The organism is Thiomicrorhabdus indica, from assembly GCF_004293625.1.
Classification (GTDB): Bacteria; Pseudomonadota; Gammaproteobacteria; order Thiomicrospirales; family Thiomicrospiraceae; genus Thiomicrorhabdus; species Thiomicrorhabdus indica.
Map to the genome: position 1 here is coordinate 405,907 of NZ_CP033040.1, position 20,070 is coordinate 425,976.

A 20,070-nucleotide genomic window follows, 5' to 3' on the forward strand; every position below is an offset into this window, starting at 1 on the left:
TAAACTTATTTAGCAGGGTTGGCAATTTGTCCGGTTGAACTATTGCAGCGAAACCAACCTGCAATGCTGGCTCTAGGAAGTTTGGTGGGTAAAACTTCGTGAGGAATCTGTTCGCTCAGAAAAACAACCAGTTTGCCAATAGAAGGCGTTACTGTCGTTTGAATGATTTCCTCGTTTTCATTGTATAGTACAAGTTCACCACCATTTTTTGCATCCCAGTCAGGATTTAAATAAAGAACCGTACTGACCATTCGATTGGCTTGCCCTTTAAAACTATCCAAGTGGGTTTTGTAAAAATCACCCGTTTTATAAAGTGCATAGTGCGCTTCGTATTCGAACAGACCCATAAATAGTGCGCGATTTAGCGCCTGTTGTAAGTTGGTCATTATCGCTAAAAACTCAATTTGAGAGGGTGTTTCACCTGTTAGCCAACGAATTTGATCGCGACGGATGTTATTATTAATTTGTCGCTCATCACTGCGTCCAATGCCTGCTTTTTTTAACCGGCCGGTCTCTTCAGCCTCCAGTAATTCATTTAATAACGCCAAGCATAAGCTTTCAGAGATGGCACTTGGCCATTCGTACCAACCTTTTTCGACCAACTGGTCAAGCATGGTTTCAATGGCAATTGGATCTAATTTCACAGGCGTAATCTCAAATATCTTTTACAAAATAGCGCCAATCGCAGCCAAATTTTTTTGGTGAGACTGGTGGTTTGTGCATCGGTAAAAGAAAAAAATAGAAGGGTATTTTCGACAGGCGAAAAAAGTTCGCGGATTATCCTGCCAAACGATGGTTTTGGCAATAAAAAAATTGCAATTTAAATCAATTATTTTTGCAGGAATATCAAGAGGATAGGGGAGGTTAAATTTTTCTTGATTTTTTTGGAAAAAACCGAATAATACCGTCTTCCTTTTTCACACAGAAACCTTCCTCCTTGAAGGCAACAGAAAGAAAAATGGTTAACACCTCACACTTTTGTTTCCGCAAAAGAATTGGGGTCACAGCAAAGCAGCAATTGAGCGATTCTATGAGCATAGTTAACTATGTGATTAGAAGAGCGATTGCCGCGAACAGACCTGTGACTTTAATTAGGAAGCGGTGTGGCTGGGGTTGTTGCTACTAGCCTTTGTAGTGATAACTAATAATTAATCATTCATCCATTTATTATTTATCAAATTAATGTTTCAAGCTTTAGGTTAAGTCTGCGGCACTTTAGGTGTTGGTGGTTGCCTCCTCGCTGAAAATGGGTGTTTAAATAAAGGTATTCTATTCATGTCTCCACATGCTGAAAATATTTTGGTCACCAGTAATGACCATTTTGAAGTCATCGAAAAAACCACGGTCATCGATGATACTTGGCCAACCCATGACCAAGCGGTTGAAGATGCCACCCTTGACCATTTTATCTGTCGCGATGGCAAACAGTTTGCCGGCACTCATTTGATTATCGATCTTTGGGGTGCGAGTCATCTAGATAATCTAGAAGTGATGGAAAATGCTCTTCGTGAAGCAGTTGAAAAGGCTAAAGCGACTTTGTTACATATTCACTTGCACCATTTTACGCCAAACGGTGGGATTTCTGGGGTAGCGGTGTTAGCGGAATCTCATATTTCGGTTCACTCATGGCCAGAGCGAAACTATGCGGCGTTTGATGTATTTATGTGCGGTGATTCTGAGCCGGAAAAAGCAATTGAAGTCCTAAAAGCAGCGTTTAGTCCCACTGATGTTAAAGTCGATACGATTCTTCGTGGTGAAGTGGCTCAGGAGCAGTAATGGCAGACAAGAAAACCTATTTAGAAACTCTTTATCCTACTTGGGGACAAAATTTCGTCATGGATGAAGTATTGTTTGAAGTTGAAACCGAGCACCAGCATTTGGTTATTTTCAATAATGCACAGTGGGGCACGGTGATGGCACTGGATGGTGTTATTCAAACGACCGAAAAAGACGAGTTTGTCTATCATGAAATGATGACTCATGTCCCGATGTTAGCGCACGGTAATCCCAAGAAGGTGTTGATTATTGGCGGTGGTGATGGTGGTATTTTGCGAGAGGTCTTAAAACATCAGAATGTTGAGTTGGTCACCCAAGTGGAAATCGATCAACAGGTGATTGATATGTGCGTGAAGTATTTGCCGAATCACTCTCAAGGAGCTTACGACAACCCGAAAGCGAATATTGTGATTGCCGATGGAGTGGATTTTGTTAATGAATGCACGGAAAAGTTTGATCTGATTATTTCCGATTCAACCGATCCAATGGGGCCGGGGGAAGTACTGTTTACTTCGCGTTTTTATCAAGGTATTCAAAATTGTTTGAATGACGGTGGCGTGTTTGTGGCGCAAAATGGCGTGAGCTTTATGCAGACGGACGAAGTCACCACGACGTATAAACGTTTGAGTCCACTGTTTGCGCAAGCGAGTTTTTATTCTGGTGCTGTACCGACTTATGTGGGAGGGATTATGACTTTCGCATGGGCAACCGATAACTTAGAGTTAAAAGAGGTTTCATTAGAAACCTTGCAAGTACGCTTTAAGCAGTCTGGAATCAAAACGCGCTTCTATACTCCAGAAGTGCACAAGGGCGCATTTGCGTTACCGCAATATGTGTTAGATGCTATCGCTTAGGCAGTTGCGTGGAAGATTAGTTTTGTTGTAGAGATTTGCTGGAGTGTCACTTTTAAAAGCCTCATTGTCTAGGATGGACAATGCGGAGTTCCCATGGATGGGTTTATAACGTCTTTTAAAAGTGACACAGCAGTGAATTGATAAGCCATTGCTAAGCTTCCAATGAAAGCCTTGTTTTGAGGTGAAAAGAGTTATGGACTCTCAAGATATAATTCAGCATTTTGCTGAACAAACTCATCCAGATGAACTGGAACAATTTGACCGTGCATCGATTAAAGAGTTAATCGAGCAACACGACACTCCGTTTATGGTGTTGGATTTGGAAGAGGTTGATTACCAGTACAAATCTTTGCAGGCGGCTTTGCCAAATGTAAAACTTTTTTATGCCATAAAATCCTTGGCGCACCCGCAATTAATAAAGCGTTTGAAATCTTTAGGCAGCTATTTTGATTTAGCAACCATCGGAGAGGTGGAGCTAGTGGAATCGCTAGGCGTAAAGGGTGAACAATGTATTCATACACACCCGATTAAAAAAGACAAAGAGATTCAACGCGCTTTGGATTTTGGTTGTACACGCTTTGTGGTGGATAACGAAGAAGAGGTCAAAAAATTCTATAAATACGCCGGTCAGGTGGAGCTGATTATTCGGGTCAGCTTTCGCTCACAACAAGCGGTGGTCGATCTTTCTCGAAAATTTGGTTGTACCTTGGAAGAATTGCCTGTTTTGGTCTCGATGGCCCAAGAAAACGGTGTCACCGTTTCGGGTTTATCATTCCATGTCGGTTCACAATCGCTTTCCCCAATGACGCAAGTCAATGCGATCCGTTCGTCGATTGCCGCGATGAAGGTGATGAACCACGTCAACTGGAAATTTTTAGATATTGGAGGAAGTTTTCCAGTGCATTACCAAGAAGCGGTGTTACCGATTGTGGATTTTTGCGCACCTTTGAATGAGGCGCTTGCAGAGTTACCGGCCGGTATTGAAGTGTTTGCCGAGCCGGGACGTTTTATCTCCGGCCCTTCAATGATTGAAGTGGTTTCGATTGTTGGAAAGGCAAAACGCGGTGCGAGGACTTGGTATTATTTGGATGATGGCGTTTATGGTGGCTTCAGTGGCCAGATTTATGATCATGCCCAGTACCCCATTGTCCCATTGAAGCCAATTGACCCAACAGGAGAGTTTTTTCCTTCGGTCTTGGCTGGACCGACGTGTGACTCGATTGATGTGGTGGCTGAAGATATTGAATTGCCAGACATGAAAGTTGGTGATATTTTAATCGGCAAACAGATGGGCGCCTATACCATTGCTTCGGCAACAGAGTTTAATTTCTATCCAAAACCGAAAGTAGTGGTGGTTGAAGATATCTTTGATCCGGAAACTGACGCCTTGAAATAATCGTTGATTCAGAAAACATTCGCGTAAAGGAAGAGACAATGACAACAGTTGTAAAATGGAATGGTTCGGGCATGGCATTTGATGCCACCGCCAGTACAGGGCATACAGTTCGTATGGATGCGGCTCCTGAAGTCGGTGGTGAAAACACTGGCCCACGTCCAATGGAAATGGTGTTAATGGGGCTAGGCGGTTGTACCGGAATTGATGTGGTGATGATGCTACAAAAGATGGGTCAAGACATCAAAGATGTTCAGATTGAAATTGAATCCGAACGTGCTGAGGATATTCCAAAGGTCTACACCAAAATCCATGTAAACTTTAAAGTCATTGGAACGGACTTGAATGAGAAAAAGGTCAAACGAGCGGTGGATTTATCTGCCGAAAAATACTGCTCGGTGTCCAAAATGCTCGAAGCCACAGTTGAAATGTCTCACGGTTTTGAAGTCTTAGACGCTTAATTCTTCTTGCGACTTTGACGTTGCAGAGAAGGTCATAAAACCCACAATGCATTCAGCATTCGTGGGTTTCTTTTTATCTGGATTTCGCCTAAATTAATTTTAAGAGAGCTTTGCACGAGATAATAATTAACCAAAATTGGCTAAAACCCTGCTGAGCTTTGTTAAAAACCTTGAGAATAGCTAGCTATTCCCTGCACTTTTTGCCTAGCTCAACAGATTTTTTTCTCAATTTATGCTTTAACTCATACTCATGCAAAGCTCTCTCTAAATGAATTTAATTTTTCTGGAGTTTCAATGCAATACACAACCTTAGGACAAAGCGATATCTCAGTTAGCCGAATTTGTTTGGGCACGATGACTTGGGGTGAGCAGAATACTCAAGCACAAGGATTTGAACAGATGGAGTATGCATTAGAACAGGGGGTGAACTTCTGGGATACCGCAGAACTCTATTCAGTACCACCAAAAGCGGAAACCTATGGCTCAACCGAGACGATTATCGGTAACTGGTTTGCAAAAACAGGGCGGCGAGAGGAAGTAGTGTTGGCTTCAAAAATTGCTGGTCCTGCTGAGTTTGTCGAACATATTCGAGGGGGCAAAACTCGGTTTAATGCAATGGTTATTCAAAAAGCATTAGATGCGTCTTTGCAGAGACTGCAAACCGATTATTTAGATCTTTACCAATTGCACTGGCCAGAACGTCAGACCAATTTCTTTGGTCAGCTTGGATTTGAATACCCCAAAAATGAGCCAACGGATTTAACACCGATGGCGGAAACCTTAGAAGCGCTTTCTGACCAAGTTAAGGCAGGGAAAATTCGCACGATTGGTTTATCAAATGAAACCGCTTGGGGAGCTATGCAGTTTTTGAACTTAGCAAAAAGTATGGGGCTAGAAAAAATCGTTTCTGTGCAAAATCCTTATAACCTGCTTAACCGAAGTTATGAAGTAGGTTTAGCGGAAGTTGCATATCAAGAAAGTGTTGGTTTACTGGCTTATTCACCATTGGCATTTGGTGTCTTGGCAGGGAAATATTTAAATAATCAATTTCCAGAACAAGCGCGTATTACCTTATTCCCAAGATTTGACCGCTATTTAAACCCTCAAGCGACGGCAGCCACTCAGGCATATGTTGATTTAGCAAAAGCATATGACTTATCGCCAGTACAAATGGCGCTTGCTTATGTCAATCAGCGCCCCTTTATCACGTCTAATATTATTGGCGCGACCACCATGCAACAACTCAAAGAAAATATTGATTCAATTCATGTGACGTTGAGTGGAGAACTGTTAACTGAAATTGAAGCTATTCATCAGCGCTACACTTATCCATCACCGTGATTATAGCAATTTGATTCTTATCAATTTTTTACGTATTCTGTTTTTTTACGGAGGGGTTTCTAAATGAATGGTTTGGTTAAATTGACGGCAGTGGGTTTATTGGTGGTGTCTCAAACGGTGTTGGCGCAAGATTGGTTTGCGCCTAAATTACCCTTTAAAAATGCGGTGGTAGAGTATCAAGTGACAGGGATGTCTGCAGGAACGAAAACTACTTATATTCGAGATTATGGCCGTGAGTCTGCGGAATATACTAACTTATCTATGAAAATGATGGGGATGGTACAAACTCAACAGGAGATTGATATTACCACCCGAGATTGGGTTTATAGCGTTGATATGAATAGTCGAACAGCGACTAAGATGATGAATCCAGAAAAAGTTTATCGACAAGAGCTTGAAAAGTACAGTTCGACAGAGCAAGACAAAATTGCAACGAATGCGGAAAAATTTGGCATGAATAGTCTTCAGGGAATGGGCGGTACTTTGACCAAAAATGCGGCAAAGTTACAGGGCTATTCATGTGACTTAACGGAGATGTCGGGAATAAAGGTCTATTCAATTTCCGAGACAGGGTTTCCGCTCAAGGTTGAGACCAATATGATGGGCATGAAATCGACAGAAGAAGCCGTTTCTATTAAAAAAGTCTCGCCACCTGCAGACAGATTTTCTTTACCGGCCGGTGTCACTGTGGAGCATGACCAAATGGCAGAAAATATGATGCGTAATCATATTCGTCAGACACTAAGCAGTTTGTTAGCTGGTGAGATGCCAAAACTTGAGTCAGAAGGTTATGAGGCGGAGGAACCTGCTCTATCACCTGAGTCAATGCAACAATTACAACAAATGATGCAACAATTTGGACAGTAAATTTCAGCACGCCTGGTAGAGCTTCCAAAAGAGTCTAATCATTCAAGTGGTTAGACTCTAATTCCAATAGTTGGGACTTTAGTCTTGTTCCGTAAGCATAACCACCTAAGTTGCCGTTTTTAGGTGTGACTCTATGGCAAGGAATAATAATTGGAATTGGGTTTTTGTTATTCGCATTTCCTACCGGCCGGTAACTTTTCGGCTTGCCGATTTGTTCGGCAATTTGTTGATAAGTCACAGTTTTACCGTAAGGAATAGTCTGCAAAGCCTGCCAAACATTCTTTTGAAATTGAGTGCCTTGTGGGTTTAGCGGCACATCAAAGCTTTCTAAATCGCCTTTGGCATAGGCAATCAACTGCTGTTGTACATTTCTAAAAAAATCAGGGTTTCTGTGCCAATGGTTTTCGGTTTTGAATGGTTCGTTTTCTTTGAGCAGTTTTAAGGCTTGAAGACCATGTTTATCACCAACTAGCGCAAGTGTTGTAAAGCCGCAGAATGGGCTTTGAAAAGTATCGAACCAGATCATAAATTTTGATTTCCAAACGTTAGTTTCTATGTCATTATCGCGTTTTTACAGGTGTTTTTCCAAGGGAGTTGCATGCAATGGACAATGGTTTGATTTTCGCTTTGCTGTTGGATGGTCAAGGAGGCGCTAAATCGCTTAATTGGCTGCAAGTGCAAGCTTGGAGCCCTGAGCAGGGCGAGTTGTGGCTGCACTTGGATTACAGTGTATTTCAAACCAAAGAGTGGTTGTTCAATGATTCCGGTTTGGATTTGGCGGTGGCGGAAACCTTAATGAGTAGCGAGTCACGACCTCGTTTTTCTCCCATGGAAACCGGCACTTTAATGGCATGGCGTGGCGTAAATTTAAATGCAAAAGAAGACCCTGAAGATATGGTGGCGCTACGTTTGTGGCGAGATGACCATCGCTTAATCACCACGATTCGCCGAGAGCTAAAATCGGTTTCTGAATTGGCATACAATTTTGAAAAAAGTCGCGGCCCGAATTCTCTGAGTGAACTGATGGTTGAATTAGGTGATCGCATGATTAGCCGAATTGGTGAAATGGTGTCGGAATTCGAAGAGCAGATGGGGGTGCTGGAAGATCAAGTCATTGAGGACAGTAGTGCCAAACTTCGTTCCGAACTGTCACAACTTCGGCGTAAGGTGATTGGGATTCGACGTTACATGGCGCCACAAAAAGAAGCTTTGATGCGTTTTTCGTTGGAACGTTTGACATGGATGCAACAAACGGACCGTTCGGAACTTCGAGAAGTGGTCGATCGCATGACTCGTGAGTTGGAAGATTTGGAAGCGTTGCGAGAACGTGCGGTGGTCGCACAAGAAGAGTTGCAAAACCGGTTGTCTGAGCAGCTGAATAGTCGCATGTATGTTCTATCGATTATTACAGCTATTTTTCTACCGCTTGGTTTTTTGACCGGAATGTTTGGAATCAACATTGGTGGTATGCCGGGTGTGGAAAACCCACAAGCATTTCGTTATTTTGCTTGGCTCATCGTGATCTTGATTGTGGTGCAAGTGGTTATTTTTAAATGGCGTAAGTGGTTTTAAACTGGTCGGGTTATGACAGTGACAAGAAGAAATCACCTTTTGGTCTCAATCGTTAATGGATTCTTGTGTGTGAAGGTGGTAGGTCTTTGCCACTGTTAATGCTCGATCGTGAGAAATGCTTATTGGTAGTAAACACCGGCGCGTTCAGGTTGATAGACTATATCGGTAATTTTGACTTTTATACAGCCACCTCCTGGCTTTGGCCATTCAATTTCATCATTGATTGCCAGCCCAAGTAATGCACTGCCAACCGGTGCAAGTATCGAAATGGTTGTACCATCCTCTTGCATATTTTTCGGATAAACTAACTTGAGTTCAAACTCTTTGTTATCCGATTCAATGACAAATTTGACAGTTGAGTTCATGGTCACAATATGTGGGGGGACGTCTTCTGGAGCAACGACATTCGCGCGCTCCAACTCGTACTCAAGCTCAGTAATTCCCACTAATCCATTGTTAGGTAATGACTCAATTAATTTATAGAGCCTATCGTAATCTAATGAAGAAATCGTGATTTCAGGTCTTGTTTTCATTTCTATACTCAATCTACTTTCCGTTGCATGCGAAGGTTGAAAAGTTCAGCTATGGCATGCGAATTTGATAGGTAAAATTTTTTAAAATCGAATAGCAGTGATTTTCTACGTGACTTTCTCGTTAATTCGATTTTATTCAGTATCTATTATCGCCTTTATTGTTTGCAATAACAGGAATTTAAAGATTGACCAAGCAACTCAGCAGAACGCCGCCTTGGTTGAAGAGACATCTTCAACCACTGAATATATGCGGCATTCCGAGGAGTCTTTGCCAAAAGCAGTGCAGACATTAAAAACGAGGTAAGATTTTTACAATCGCTTGGCAGCCTCTAGGTTTTCAACTGCTCCTAGTTTTATTAAGAGTTTGAGAAATGCAATTGTGCTGTCGATTGAAGCGGTTTCATCCATTGTGTGGTAACCAGTGGTTGGGATCTGTATGGTGGTGCCGTGAACAAGCCCGAGTGATTTATCAGTAATACGTCCAAGCTCTGTACGGCCAAGACTGAGTTTTGGCTTGTCTGAGTTAAGGCTAGACAGATTTTGCTTGGTAATATAGTGGTCTTTGAAACTGTATGAAATGCCGAGTTTTTCACAGGTTTGAGCTAGCTTTTGTGTGGTTTCAATATTAAATTCTGCAAATTCATCCCGGTTCCGCAAAACGATTTGCTGTTTGTCGGCTTCGTCACGATTTTTGTATGGGCTGGTATCGACCACATATAATTCGTTGGTTGAACCTCCAAAACGCCGGAACCATTCCAATAAATATCGCCAGCTACCACCAGATTCTTCTTCGGCAGTAAAGAATGCTGTTCCTTGATATCCCAAGCTGAATAGGTGCACTAAGGCCGCAGCTGTCAGAACGTTGTCCAGCTGTCCCGAAAGCAAACCGTTATCAATTTTCAGTTTATCCAAAAAGCCAACAGGTGTTCCTGCAACTAAGTGTTCAAGCTTCTCTACCTCAAAGATCAGGTTGTTTCGATATTCACAAATGTAAGCGTTGTTGATTAAGCCTCTGCCACGGTATGCACCTGACCAAGGCTCATAGGCAATAACTGGGGTGTTTTCAAAGCGATTCATAAGTGTCAGCATCAATTCTTCACTGACTGATTTACCGAGTAGGTCACTCATCTGTCCAGAGACAAATGCCGCAAACTGGAATTCATTGGGGCCAGTGCAGATTAAACCGTGGCGATCGATGTGACTGGAAAACATGCAACGATTTGGCTCATTGCCATGGGCGACGAGTAATCCCTCGTACCAAGTGACTTGCGCACCGCGTTCCTCAAGTTCACGTTGTAGTACGCGAAAAAATGCGTGTTCGGCACCGACAACGGAGGGTTCTCTAATTAAGGACTTCAGTAGGTCGATAAATTCCGAAAAATGAAGAAAGTTATTGTCGGTTTCAAATTCAGAAGTGCTCATGGCAGAAGCTCCACAAGAAGGCTTTGGGCGTATCGACGCTTTGGCAGGCTAAAAATTAAATTTTAGCGGTAAATTCAAAAGCCGCTGATTTTATTTTCAAAATTTTTGTTGTGAAGGATTCAATCAGAGGTTCCTTAAATAACTGTTGAGAGTTTCCGCAAAAACGTTCATAGGCTAGTTCATTACGCCAAAAGCATGTTAATAGGCTGGCTTTTATTATCATCAAACGATTGTCAAACCTGTAGAGCAAAACGAAACCTTACCGGCCGGTTATTTTTAATCGAAAAATCCACGAGTGTGTTTGCCTGAATTATCAACTACCGGTTTTAATTTGGCGATTACTCGATAAAAAAGCCCAAAAACAACGTTACTGTTTTTGGGCTTAGGAGATTAGTCAATCAGATTCTGTGAATGGATTTAAAAGTCAGACCATTCTTCAGACTCTTTTTCCTTTTTAGGCTGATGTGGCTTAGTTGTTACTGACGCTTGCGTTTTCGGTTTATTTACCTTTGGTTTTTCTGGTGTTGGTAAACTTGGTGCAGTTGATTTTTTAACAACTTGTTTGGGCGCACTATGCGTGTGGCCGCTATCACTGGTCTTAAAAAAGGACATACGGTCAGTTAGCGTGTCGGACTGTTCACGCATGCTTTCAGCCGCCGCAGTGGTTTCCTCAACCAGAGCGGCATTTTGTTGGATACCCTGGTCGAGCTGACTGATTGCGGCTTGGAGTTGTTTAACTCCTTCTGACTGTTCACTGGAGGCTTGGGAGATTTCCAATGACATTTTGGCAGCTTGCTCGATAGATTCAGTGATTTCGTTAATGACCTCACCTGATTCACTGGCGAGTTTCGTTCCTTGATCGATGCGATTAACGCTTTCGTTAATTAACCCCGTAATCTCCTTAGCAGCATCAGCGGATTTTTGGGCAAGTGCGCGGACTTCTCCGGCGACCACGGCAAAGCCTCGGCCATGCTCTCCAGCACGTGCTGCTTCCACCGCAGCATTCAATGCAAGCAGATTTGTTTGGAAAGCGATGCCATCTATCAAAGTGACAATGTCTGATATTTTATGGCTGGATTCTTGAATGGCGCTCATCGCTTCAATGGTTTGACGCATGACATCTGAGGCTTGTTTGGCTTTTTCCTCAACTTTATGTTCGACATCGGTGGCATCTGCAGCATTTTGAGCATTATTCTGTACCGCTGCACTGAATTCCTCCATGGTGGCAGAACTTTGTTCTACCGCAGCCGCTTGGTTTTGGACTCGATCACTTAAATCCAGTGATCCTTGCGCCACTTCTGCGGCGGCAAGGTTGACCGCATTCGCAGCGTTCATCGAGACGGAAACGATTTCATTCAGTGTAGTAGAGGATTTGTTAATCGCGTTTTTCAGGATTAATAATTGACCTTCATAGTTATTGGTAATGGTTTGGGTTAAATCGCCTTCCGATTGCGCGACTACCACGTTTGAAATATCGTCAATCGCCATAGCCAGAGCATCCATGGAATTGTTAATCATGGTTTTCAGAGTTTGCAGGTCACCGGCAACTTGGACTTGAACACGTTGGTTAAACTGACCTTTCTCCATGGCTTCCATGACATTGATGGCATCACCAATCGCTTTATTCAAGGCATCGACTGATTCGGCTGCGTCATGCATGATGGCACCAAAGTCACCAGGAAGATTGCTATCAATCTTGACACTGAACTCTCCTTTTTTGAGTGAGGTCATCACTTTGGAGAGTTGTTGCATGGTGACATTTATAGAGTCCGCACTGTCATTCACACCTTCTTGTAGTTCTGCCAAATCACCAACGTAATGGCCTTGAATACGCTGACTAAAATCGCCTTCTGAAAGGCCATGTACCACTTGGTTAGTGTTGTTTAGGGCTTTTTTGAGGTTAATCATCATATTGTTCAGTGCGCGAGCTGAATCCCCAACTTCATCTTTGGCATCATGGTCAACGGTGAGTGAGAAATCACCCGTCTGGTCGATTTTGCGAAGTACATCTACCATTCGGTTTAGCGGATTGGTAATCGCTCGAACCATTAAGAAACCAATGACAATGGCTAGGACAATCGCAATCGCCAAAATAATCCCCATGCCGACCCCTTTGCTTGTAGCTGTTTTTGCGGCTTCATAGGCTTGTTCACTGGAGACCTTGACATTGTGTTTGGTGTAGTCGGTGAAGGTCTTTCCCATGGTGTTTGAGATGGGAATCATTCTTTGGACGGCATTTTCATATTGCGTCATTGCCGTGCTGTAATCGGCCTGTGTATTGGCTTGAATTAATTTTTGAATCAACCCGTCCAACTCCACATAAATTGTTCGCCAATCTTGGTATTCTTTTTTAAGATTACGATAAAAGGTTTGTCCTTTTTCGGAGCGTTTTGGAATGTCTGCGAAGCGGTTCCAGCTTTCGTCAACGGCTTTCCAAGAAGCATTGCGTTCATTCACAATTGATTGCAGAGAGGCCCGGTTAGCGTTGTTGACTGAATCGTATTGTAAAACACTGACGGTTTGGGCACGAATCGCCATGCGTTCCGTATTTAGGTTTCCTAAAGCGACTGCGCCAGGCAAACGCTCTTCTGCAAATTTTGTCATCCCTTCCGACCACAATGAGAAGCCTCTGATGGCATTGAATCCGCTAATCGCTAGTGCGGCAAGCATCAGAATGATAAATAAGATGAGCTTGTTACGAATTTTTAGATTATTAAACCACGTCATTTCTGTTCCTTCATGCAACTGCATTTTCATGGTGTAAATTGGCAATATATCTCAATGCGGGTTGAATCACTGAGTCGTGTTTTATAAGAATGTCTAATTAACTCGAATAGTAAACATTTTTAGTGCCAATTGATATGCATTAGTTAATGCTAATTGATTTAAGGTAATTTGAAACCATCAAAAAGCCCGTGAGGCGCATGGCCTGACGAGCTGATTTCTAAAAAAATGATTATGTAGATGAATTAGCGCATGACATGTAAGAAATGCATGTGCTTATGGTAATGGTCAATAATGTCATTGATCATGGCATTTTTTGACCAACCCATCACATCATAATCCTGACCACCTTCCATCAAATGAACTTCTGCACGGTAGTAGTGTGCTTTTTCATCCAGTTGGTCTTCAGGGAGTTCTTCCGTGGTATAGGCCGGCTTTAGATGTGAGCGACTGCGCACTTCATAGAGGAAGTCGGTTTCATCTCCATGTTCAACTTTTAATTGCACACGATCTTTATCTGTGAGGTTTTCAACAACGACTTTGACATCCAGTTTCTCCAATTCTTTGGCGACATCTTGGAACGCCTTTAAAACAGTGTTTTGAATGTAGCGATTTACCTTGTCTTGGCTTGGGTAGTCGACGATGTTTTGTAAACGATCTTGCCAGTTTTGGTCACTATCATTACTGAGAGTTGGCGAAATATTGGTCTGTAGCGTTTCACGCTTGGTAATGTCCACGCGTAACGCTTTGATTAGCCCGTAGGTTGCAATCAACAAGACAGCAGAGAATGGTAAGGCACTGGCAATAGTCATAGTTTGTAAAGCGCCTAGACCACCGGCTAAAAGAAGGATGACCGCGATAAGTCCAATACCAATTACCCAATAAAGTCTTTGCCATAATGGCGTATTGTCTTCACCATTTGAGCAAAGCATATTGACTACCATAGCACCAGAATCAGCAGAGGTGACGAAGAAGATGATGACCATTATGATTGCTAAAAATGACAGGAACTCTCCGAGAGGGAGCTGCTCTAAAAAGGCAAATAATGCGATGGCGACATCGTTGGAGACGGCTTTGCCAAGAGATTCAACGCCTTGATTTAAAATCATGTCGATGGCTGAGTTCCCAAAGAACGTAAACCACATCATACTGAAACCCACCGGCACAAAAAGAACACCTGCAGCGAACTCTCGAATGGTTCGGCCTCTAGAGACGCGAGCGATGAATAATCCTACAAAAGGAGCCCATGCTAACCACCAAGCCCAGTAGAAAATTGTCCAACCACCAATCCAATCAGTTTTTTCGTAAGCAAAGAGGTTGAAGGTAACACGCACTATATCCGATATATAGGTTCCAGCATTTTGAATCAATGCTTGAAGTAAGAAGACGGTGGAACCTAGAGACAGAACCAATATCAGAAGAATCACCGCCAAGCTCATGTTTAGTTCTGATAAGCGACGGATTCCTTTATCCAAACCAGTTGCAACTGAGACTGCTGCTAAGGTCGTTACAGCGATAATCAAGATGATTTGTGTGACCACTCCGACTGGTACATCGAACAACACATTTAATCCGGAGTTCATTTGTAAAACGCCGTAACCTAAAGAAGTGGCTATTCCAAAAATTGTTCCGATCACGGCAAAGATATCGACTGCATGCCCAATTGGACCGTAGACTCTTTCTCCAATAATAGGATAAAGTGCAGATCGGAGCGTTAAAGGCAGTCCGTGACGATAGCTAAAAAAAGCGAGTATCAAGGCAACGATGGCATAAATTGCCCAAGCATGAAGACCCCAGTGAAAGAATGTGATTTTCATCGCTTCGCGCGCGGCTTCGACAGTTTGCGCTTCAGCAACCGGCGGCGCTAAAAAGTGCATCACAGGTTCTGCGACACCGAAAAACATTAAACCAATCCCCATTCCCGCAGAAAATAGCATCGAAAACCAAGTGAGATTAGTGTAATCAGGAGATGCATGGTCAGGCCCTAATTTAATATCGCCATATTGAGAGAGACCTAGGAATGTGACTGTAATGAGCAAAATCGCTGCAGTCAAAATATAGAACCAGCCGCCATTTTCAATGATGACAGCTTGCAGACTACTAAAAGTATTTTCAGCATGTTCGGGCATAGCTGCCGCATAAATCAGTAATAAAATGACGAGAATAGATGAGGTGAAAAATACCGGCGGGTGCAGTTTGCCTTGAATCGCAGGTTCGTCTGACATGGGCTCTCCTTAGGGTTAAAAACTTTGGGGTCGGCTCCAAGCAATTGTCTTAAAAAACAGACTTCCCACAAAATCCTCAAAAAGAAGCAGATTTTTGCGAGAAGTTTAATGAAAAAAACATCACTCGAAAAATATAGACTTTTTAAAGTAACACAGTTTTTTGCCGGCTGTAAATTAAAGACCTAGAATGTATATTTTATGTAATAAATTCATTGAATTTATGGGTCTTGGTGGCTAAGGGTGTCATTTCAAAGTGTTATAGCCAGCAAGTTTGGATGCGAATTTGATGTGCTACTTCACTGAGTTTATTTTCAAGGTGTTGGCGTAAAGTCTCTAAGTCCGTTTTTGAAATATCGACTTGAAATTCGAAGCCGGCTTGAAACCCTGAGACTTTTTCTTGCGCTGTATTAAGCGTTTGCCAATGGAGATTCAAAGGTTGAGCGGCGAATTCTAGGTTTTGGTGAGGGTAGGCTAGAAGCCATTCGGTGACACGATCATAGTGTGACTCATGAACACGAATGGATAGTGTGAAATGTTCGGTTAAATTCTGCATGGCTGATAAAGCTCCAGATCTGATACTTCCCCAAATCGTGTTACCAATTCGGGAAAGAATAAAGCGTTAATTTTGTGACTTGCTCATGAATTTTTGATAAACCATGGGCATTAATAACAAGGTCAAAATGGTGGAGGTAATTAAGCCTCCAATGACAACGATTGCCAAAGGTCGCTGAACTTCAGAGCCCGGCCCAGTAGCAAAAACTAATGGAATTAATCCAAGTGCGGCAATTGAGGCGGTCATTAGTACAGGTCTGAGTCGGCGCATTGCACCTTGTAGAACGACTTCCTTGATTTCTAACCCTTGTGATCGAAGTTGGTTGAAGTAGCTGATCAAGACCACACCATTTAGGACAGCAATCCCGAGCAGAGCGATAAACCCAACGGAGGCTGGAACAGATAGATATTCATTGGTTGCCCAGAGCGCAAATACGCCTCCGATCAATGCAAAGGGAACATTTCCCATGACCATCAGAGCTTGTTTAACTGAGCCGAAGGTGCTGAATAGAATAATGAAAATTAACCCTAATGCCACCGGAATGACTACGGATAAGCGTTCAGCAGCACGTTGTTGGTTTTCAAACTCTCCACCCCATTCAAAATAGTAACCGGCCGGTAAATTTAAATGTTTTGCAAGTTCCTTAGCCTCTTCAACGAAGCCAACTAAATCACGTCCTTCAACATTGACTGAAACCACGGCAAAGCGTTTACTTTGTTCGCGCTGAACCATAACTGGGCCAGTGACTTCGGCAATTGAAACCAATTGCTTTAAGTAGACGGTTTTTAGGCCTTTAGATGTTTGCAGTGAAACCGGCTGATCAAGCATGGCATCAATTGACGACTTTGTTTCCAGTGAGCCGCGGATCATTAAAGGAATTTGTCGAATGCCTTGGTAGAGGGTGCCAACTTCCAAACCATTGATTTGTACACGCAATAACTGTTGTACATCTTGAATCGATACGCCTAAACGTGCAGCTTGATCGCGTTTGATCTCGACTTGCAAATAGCGCAAGCCATCATTGGTTGCGGTAAAGACATCACGAGAACCTTCGATGTCTTCTGCCATTTTGGCCACAGCTTGTGCAACTTCGGAAAGTTCTAGAGGGTTATCACCAAAAATATTGATAACGACATCTCCACGTGCGCCCGAAAGCATTTCTTCTGTTCGCATCTGAATCGGTTGTGTAAAGGCGTAGCCGATCCCTGGAAAGAATTTTTCAAGCGTGCTACGGATTTCATCTACCAGTGCTTCTTTTGAGTCCATGCGCCACTGATCTTTGGGATGGAGTACCAAAAAACTGTCGGTGTCATTTAAGCTCATGGGATCAAGCCCCAGTTCATCGGAACCCAAGCGAGCCACAATACGTTTGATTTCTGGAATCTCACGCATTAGAGCAGTTTGAATACGCTGATCAAGCTGAATTGAGGTTTCTAAACTAATCGATGGCGTTTTTTCAATTTGTAAAATCAGGTCGCCTTCGTCCATTTGCGGCATAAACGTTTTACCAACTTGCGTAAATAAAACACCTGCAATGACAAAGGCTGCCAGTGCCAAGCCAATCACGATTTTTGCATGTTGCAAGCTCCAAATGAGTAGCGGTTGATACACTTTAGAAATTTGTCGAATCAGCCAAGGCTCTTCATGTTTAGGCGTTCCGAGAATGAAGGAAGACAGAGTTGGAATGACGGTCAAAGAGAGTAGCAGTGAACTGGCAAGCGCCATAATAATTGTGACAGCAACGGGGGTGAATAGTTTACCTTCAATCCCTTCTAGGGTTAGAAGTGGCAGGAATACGACAATAATAATCAGGATCCCTGAAATGACAGGAATAGCGACTTCTTTAAGGGCTCGAAAAATGACATGTAAACGAGTCATGCGAGGTTGATTGAGTGCACGTTCTTGTTGGGCAACAATGTTTTCAACCACGACTACTGCAGCATCTACCAAAATACCAATCGCTATCGCCAAGCCGCCTAATGACATGAGATTGGCCGATAAGTCAAACCAGCGCATGAGAATAAAGGTCAGCAATGCCGCCAAAGGAAGGATGACCGCGACAGCGAGAGCCGCACGAATATTGCCTAAGAATAATAATAGAACGATTAAGACCAGAGCGACGGCTTCCAGCAGTGCTTTGGAAACACTGCCTATTGCAGTATTAATCAAGTCGCTTCGGTTGTAGAACACACTGATTTCGGTACCTTTAGGAAGTGCGACCGAAAGATCATCAATACGTGTTTCAACATCCATAATTAGTTGTCGGGCATTCGCACCTTTGAGAGCGACAATAATGCCTTGTACTGCTTCGCTGTTGCCGTTCTGCGTGACAGCACCATTGCGATAAATTTCTTGGATTTTAACCCGTGCAATTTGTCCGAGTGTGACGGTAATGTCATTATGAACTTTCACGACAAGTTGTTGGATATCTTGAATCGTTTCCAAAGCCCCGATTGAGCGCACCAATAGAACTTCTTCAGCCATATTTAACCGGCCGGCACCATCATTCTGGTTGTTTTTCTCTAGAGTTGAGACCAGTTCATCCATCGTGATACCCAGACTTGCCATCTGTTCAAAATCGGGTTCCACCACAAAGGTTCTGGCTAAGCCTCCTAAGGCATTGACATCTGCAACCCCTTTGACAGAACGGAGTGCAGGGCGAATGACCCAGTCAAGGAGATCCCGTTTTTCCATGTTGTTCAGGTTGTCACTTTCGATGGTGAACATAAACACTTCACTCAAAGGTGTTGACATTGGTGCCATGCCACCTGTGACACCGGCCGGTAAATCTATACTGTTTAAGCGCTCGGCAACTTGTTGACGAGCCCAATAGATATCTGTGCCTTCACGGAAGTCGAGTGTAATATCTGCAATGCTGTATTTTGCAAGGGAGCGTAACACTTCTTGATTGGGAAGACCCAATAGCTCCATTTCCAGTGGTGCAAGCACGCGTTGCTCGACTTCAGTGGGTGTCATTCCCGGCGCTTTGAAAATCATTTTTACCTGCGTCGGAGAGACTTCTGGGAACGCATCAATAGGGAGGTTTTTAAATGCTTGCCAGCCGCCGACTGCTAAAGCAGCAATCAGCAATAAAACAAACATTCGTTGGACTAAAAAGAATTGTAAAAAACGTTCTAACACGAATTACTCCTCTTCAGCGCCAAGCGCTAATTTGAGTGCAGTCGTGCCTTGAGAAACGACTTTCTTTAGTGGCTCGGTTTTCAAGGTTTGGAAATACATACTGTTTTGTTCGATGGTCACGACATTTATATCGATCATTTCATATTTTCCCGGTTTCACTTCGGCGAATACGATGTCTTGACCATCTGCTTGCGTTAGGCTTTTTAGTGGGGCTCTATAAAGAGTCTTTGATGTTGTTTGTTCAAACTGAACTTTGACTCGTTGGTTTAAATTCAAATTTAAGTTTTCAATGTTGTCCGAAAATTGCAGTTGAACTTCTTGTGTTTGCGTTAAGACATCAAGGTGATGCGGAATAAAAAATACGAGAGCATTTAGGGTTTGATTGCCAATCTTAACGGTTGCCATGTCGCCGATTTTTAGTCCAGCTGTTTGGTTGATTGGAACAGGTACCTTAACCATTAAATTTTCATGGTTGATTAATGTCATGAGAGGTTGATATTCATCCATGTTTTGCCCAGGGATAACGGTCACATCATGAATCTCAGCTTCTACGGCTGATTTTATGGTGACCAGTGACGCTTGAAGTTTGCCTGTTTGTTTGAGCTGTTGAAGTGCAGAATTTGCAAAACCGTAATTCAAGAGGCTTTGTTCCATTTCCGATTGTGTTGCTTGCAAGCTGGCGACTTCCGCTTTTGTTGTTTGATAATCTTTGGTCGAGGCACTGCCGCTTCTGCTTAATCCTTGCAGGCGAGTTAGGTCTTTATAAGCCGCCGTTAGCTTTGCGATGGTCGTAAGCAGTTCACTTTGCAGTCCAGCGACTTTAGGACTAATCATATCGATTAAGGGTTCATTGGGCATGACATGCCCTGAATGTTTATAAATTTTGCTAATTTTTCCTGTCAGTGGAGAGCTAATGGTTTGTTCTGCTTGGTTCAACACGTCTAAATGACCAAGAAACCATTGGCTTGGAAAAGTGTTTGGGCGTTCGACTGTAGCGGTTTGGATAGAAGTCGCTTGCTGCTGTTCTTCAGTAAATTGAATGTTCTGAGCGTTCGCACTGTGAAAGCTAACTAAACAGTAAACAACGATGAATGGCGTTTGCCATGCTTGACGTAACATTTTCATGTTCAAAGACCTTATGGAATCGAATGTAGCTCAAATCTTACGAGGTGAAGCTGAAATGAACCTGAAAACTCTGAAAATTTTTT

At 42.9% G+C, this 20,070-nt stretch carries 16 protein-coding genes; 7 read left to right on the forward strand and 9 right to left on the reverse strand.

The window, feature by feature from the left end:
• Positions 1 to 5: 5 nt before the first annotated feature.
• Positions 6 to 644: a 2OG-Fe(II) oxygenase gene (locus tag D9T12_RS01630; RefSeq protein WP_240693210.1), complete on the reverse strand. Its 639-nt coding sequence runs from the start codon at positions 642 to 644 to the stop codon at positions 6 to 8.
• A gap of 631 nt (positions 645 to 1,275) precedes the next feature.
• On the opposite strand from D9T12_RS01630, the gene speD reads away from it, so the two are divergent.
• From speD to D9T12_RS01660, 6 genes are all read left to right on the forward strand, one after another.
• Positions 1,276 to 1,776 (forward strand): adenosylmethionine decarboxylase, encoded by a 501-nt coding sequence (gene speD / locus D9T12_RS01635; protein ID WP_130536541.1) that lies wholly within the window; start codon positions 1,276 to 1,278, stop codon positions 1,774 to 1,776.
• On the forward strand, positions 1,776 to 2,630 hold the full coding sequence (gene speE / locus D9T12_RS01640; protein WP_130536542.1) for a polyamine aminopropyltransferase: 855 nt from the start codon (positions 1,776 to 1,778) through the stop codon (positions 2,628 to 2,630). The genes speD and speE overlap by 1 nt, the downstream gene beginning before the upstream one ends.
• Before the next feature lie 193 nt (positions 2,631 to 2,823).
• Positions 2,824 to 4,026: a type III PLP-dependent enzyme gene (locus D9T12_RS01645; protein ID WP_130536543.1), complete on the forward strand. Its 1,203-nt coding sequence runs from the start codon at positions 2,824 to 2,826 to the stop codon at positions 4,024 to 4,026.
• Between the two features lie 38 nt (positions 4,027 to 4,064).
• On the forward strand, positions 4,065 to 4,484 hold the full coding sequence (locus D9T12_RS01650; RefSeq protein WP_130536544.1) for an OsmC family protein: 420 nt from the start codon (positions 4,065 to 4,067) through the stop codon (positions 4,482 to 4,484).
• 294 nt (positions 4,485 to 4,778) lie between these two features.
• Complete coding sequence (locus D9T12_RS01655) at positions 4,779 to 5,825, forward strand: NADP(H)-dependent aldo-keto reductase (RefSeq protein WP_130536545.1); 1,047 nt, start codon at positions 4,779 to 4,781, stop codon at positions 5,823 to 5,825.
• 63 nt (positions 5,826 to 5,888) lie between these two features.
• On the forward strand, positions 5,889 to 6,692 hold the full coding sequence (locus D9T12_RS01660) for a hypothetical protein (RefSeq protein WP_130536546.1): 804 nt from the start codon (positions 5,889 to 5,891) through the stop codon (positions 6,690 to 6,692).
• A gap of 34 nt (positions 6,693 to 6,726) precedes the next feature.
• Here D9T12_RS01660 and D9T12_RS01665 read toward each other — a convergent pair whose 3' ends face one another.
• Entirely contained in the window at positions 6,727 to 7,218 is a 492-nt protein-coding gene (locus D9T12_RS01665) for a methylated-DNA--[protein]-cysteine S-methyltransferase (RefSeq protein ID WP_130536547.1), read from the reverse strand.
• Positions 7,219 to 7,295: 77 nt separating this feature from the next.
• Here D9T12_RS01665 and D9T12_RS01670 point away from each other — a divergent pair, with 77 nt between their 5' ends.
• Positions 7,296 to 8,264 carry a zinc transporter ZntB gene (locus D9T12_RS01670; RefSeq protein ID WP_130536548.1) on the forward strand — a complete coding sequence of 323 codons (969 nt, stop codon included), beginning with the start codon at positions 7,296 to 7,298 and terminating at the stop codon, positions 8,262 to 8,264.
• 119 nt (positions 8,265 to 8,383) lie between these two features.
• Here the strand turns inward: D9T12_RS01670 and rnk are convergent, their stop codons facing one another.
• The 7 genes from rnk to D9T12_RS01705 all read right to left on the reverse strand — a co-directional run bounded on the left by rnk (position 8,384) and on the right by D9T12_RS01705 (position 19,987).
• Complete coding sequence (gene rnk / locus D9T12_RS01675; protein ID WP_130536549.1) at positions 8,384 to 8,797, reverse strand: nucleoside diphosphate kinase regulator; 414 nt, start codon at positions 8,795 to 8,797, stop codon at positions 8,384 to 8,386.
• A 309-nt stretch (positions 8,798 to 9,106) separates the two neighbouring features.
• Complete coding sequence (locus D9T12_RS01680) at positions 9,107 to 10,219, reverse strand: peptidase M42 (RefSeq protein WP_130536550.1); 1,113 nt, start codon at positions 10,217 to 10,219, stop codon at positions 9,107 to 9,109.
• A gap of 417 nt (positions 10,220 to 10,636) precedes the next feature.
• Positions 10,637 to 12,946 carry a HAMP domain-containing methyl-accepting chemotaxis protein gene (locus D9T12_RS01685; protein WP_240693211.1) on the reverse strand — a complete coding sequence of 770 codons (2,310 nt, stop codon included), beginning with the start codon at positions 12,944 to 12,946 and terminating at the stop codon, positions 10,637 to 10,639.
• 242 nt (positions 12,947 to 13,188) lie between these two features.
• The gene (locus D9T12_RS01690) at positions 13,189 to 15,168 is read right to left on the reverse strand and encodes a BCCT family transporter (protein WP_130536551.1); all 1,980 of its coding nucleotides are present in this window, start codon (positions 15,166 to 15,168) and stop codon (positions 13,189 to 13,191) included.
• A gap of 256 nt (positions 15,169 to 15,424) precedes the next feature.
• Positions 15,425 to 15,721 carry a hypothetical protein gene (locus D9T12_RS01695; RefSeq protein ID WP_130536552.1) on the reverse strand — a complete coding sequence of 99 codons (297 nt, stop codon included), beginning with the start codon at positions 15,719 to 15,721 and terminating at the stop codon, positions 15,425 to 15,427.
• 66 nt (positions 15,722 to 15,787) lie between these two features.
• Entirely contained in the window at positions 15,788 to 18,862 is a 3,075-nt protein-coding gene (locus D9T12_RS01700; RefSeq protein ID WP_130536553.1) for an efflux RND transporter permease subunit, read from the reverse strand.
• Positions 18,863 to 18,865: 3 nt separating this feature from the next.
• Positions 18,866 to 19,987 carry an efflux RND transporter periplasmic adaptor subunit gene (locus tag D9T12_RS01705; protein WP_130536554.1) on the reverse strand — a complete coding sequence of 374 codons (1,122 nt, stop codon included), beginning with the start codon at positions 19,985 to 19,987 and terminating at the stop codon, positions 18,866 to 18,868.
• Positions 19,988 to 20,070: the final 83 nt, after the last annotated feature.

Excerpts from the sequence above, each read along its gene's own strand:
- speD (WP_130536541.1), top strand. The coding sequence starts at position 1,276 with ATGTCTCCACATGCTGAAAATATTTTGGTCACCAGTAATGACCATTTT.
- speE (WP_130536542.1), top strand. The coding sequence starts at position 1,776 with ATGGCAGACAAGAAAACCTATTTAGAAACTCTTTATCCTACTTGGGGA.
- D9T12_RS01645 (WP_130536543.1), top strand. The coding sequence starts at position 2,824 with ATGGACTCTCAAGATATAATTCAGCATTTTGCTGAACAAACTCATCCA.
- D9T12_RS01650 (WP_130536544.1), top strand. The coding sequence starts at position 4,065 with ATGACAACAGTTGTAAAATGGAATGGTTCGGGCATGGCATTTGATGCC.
- D9T12_RS01655 (WP_130536545.1), top strand. The coding sequence starts at position 4,779 with ATGCAATACACAACCTTAGGACAAAGCGATATCTCAGTTAGCCGAATT.
- D9T12_RS01660 (WP_130536546.1), top strand. The coding sequence starts at position 5,889 with ATGAATGGTTTGGTTAAATTGACGGCAGTGGGTTTATTGGTGGTGTCT.
- D9T12_RS01665 (WP_130536547.1), bottom strand. The coding sequence starts at position 7,218 with ATGATCTGGTTCGATACTTTTCAAAGCCCATTCTGCGGCTTTACAACA.
- D9T12_RS01670 (WP_130536548.1), top strand. The coding sequence starts at position 7,296 with ATGGACAATGGTTTGATTTTCGCTTTGCTGTTGGATGGTCAAGGAGGC.
- rnk (WP_130536549.1), bottom strand. The coding sequence starts at position 8,797 with ATGAAAACAAGACCTGAAATCACGATTTCTTCATTAGATTACGATAGG.
- D9T12_RS01680 (WP_130536550.1), bottom strand. The coding sequence starts at position 10,219 with ATGAGCACTTCTGAATTTGAAACCGACAATAACTTTCTTCATTTTTCG.
- D9T12_RS01685 (WP_240693211.1), bottom strand. The coding sequence starts at position 12,946 with ATGACGTGGTTTAATAATCTAAAAATTCGTAACAAGCTCATCTTATTT.
- D9T12_RS01690 (WP_130536551.1), bottom strand. The coding sequence starts at position 15,168 with ATGTCAGACGAACCTGCGATTCAAGGCAAACTGCACCCGCCGGTATTT.
- D9T12_RS01695 (WP_130536552.1), bottom strand. The coding sequence starts at position 15,721 with ATGCAGAATTTAACCGAACATTTCACACTATCCATTCGTGTTCATGAG.
- D9T12_RS01705 (WP_130536554.1), bottom strand. The coding sequence starts at position 19,987 with ATGAAAATGTTACGTCAAGCATGGCAAACGCCATTCATCGTTGTTTAC.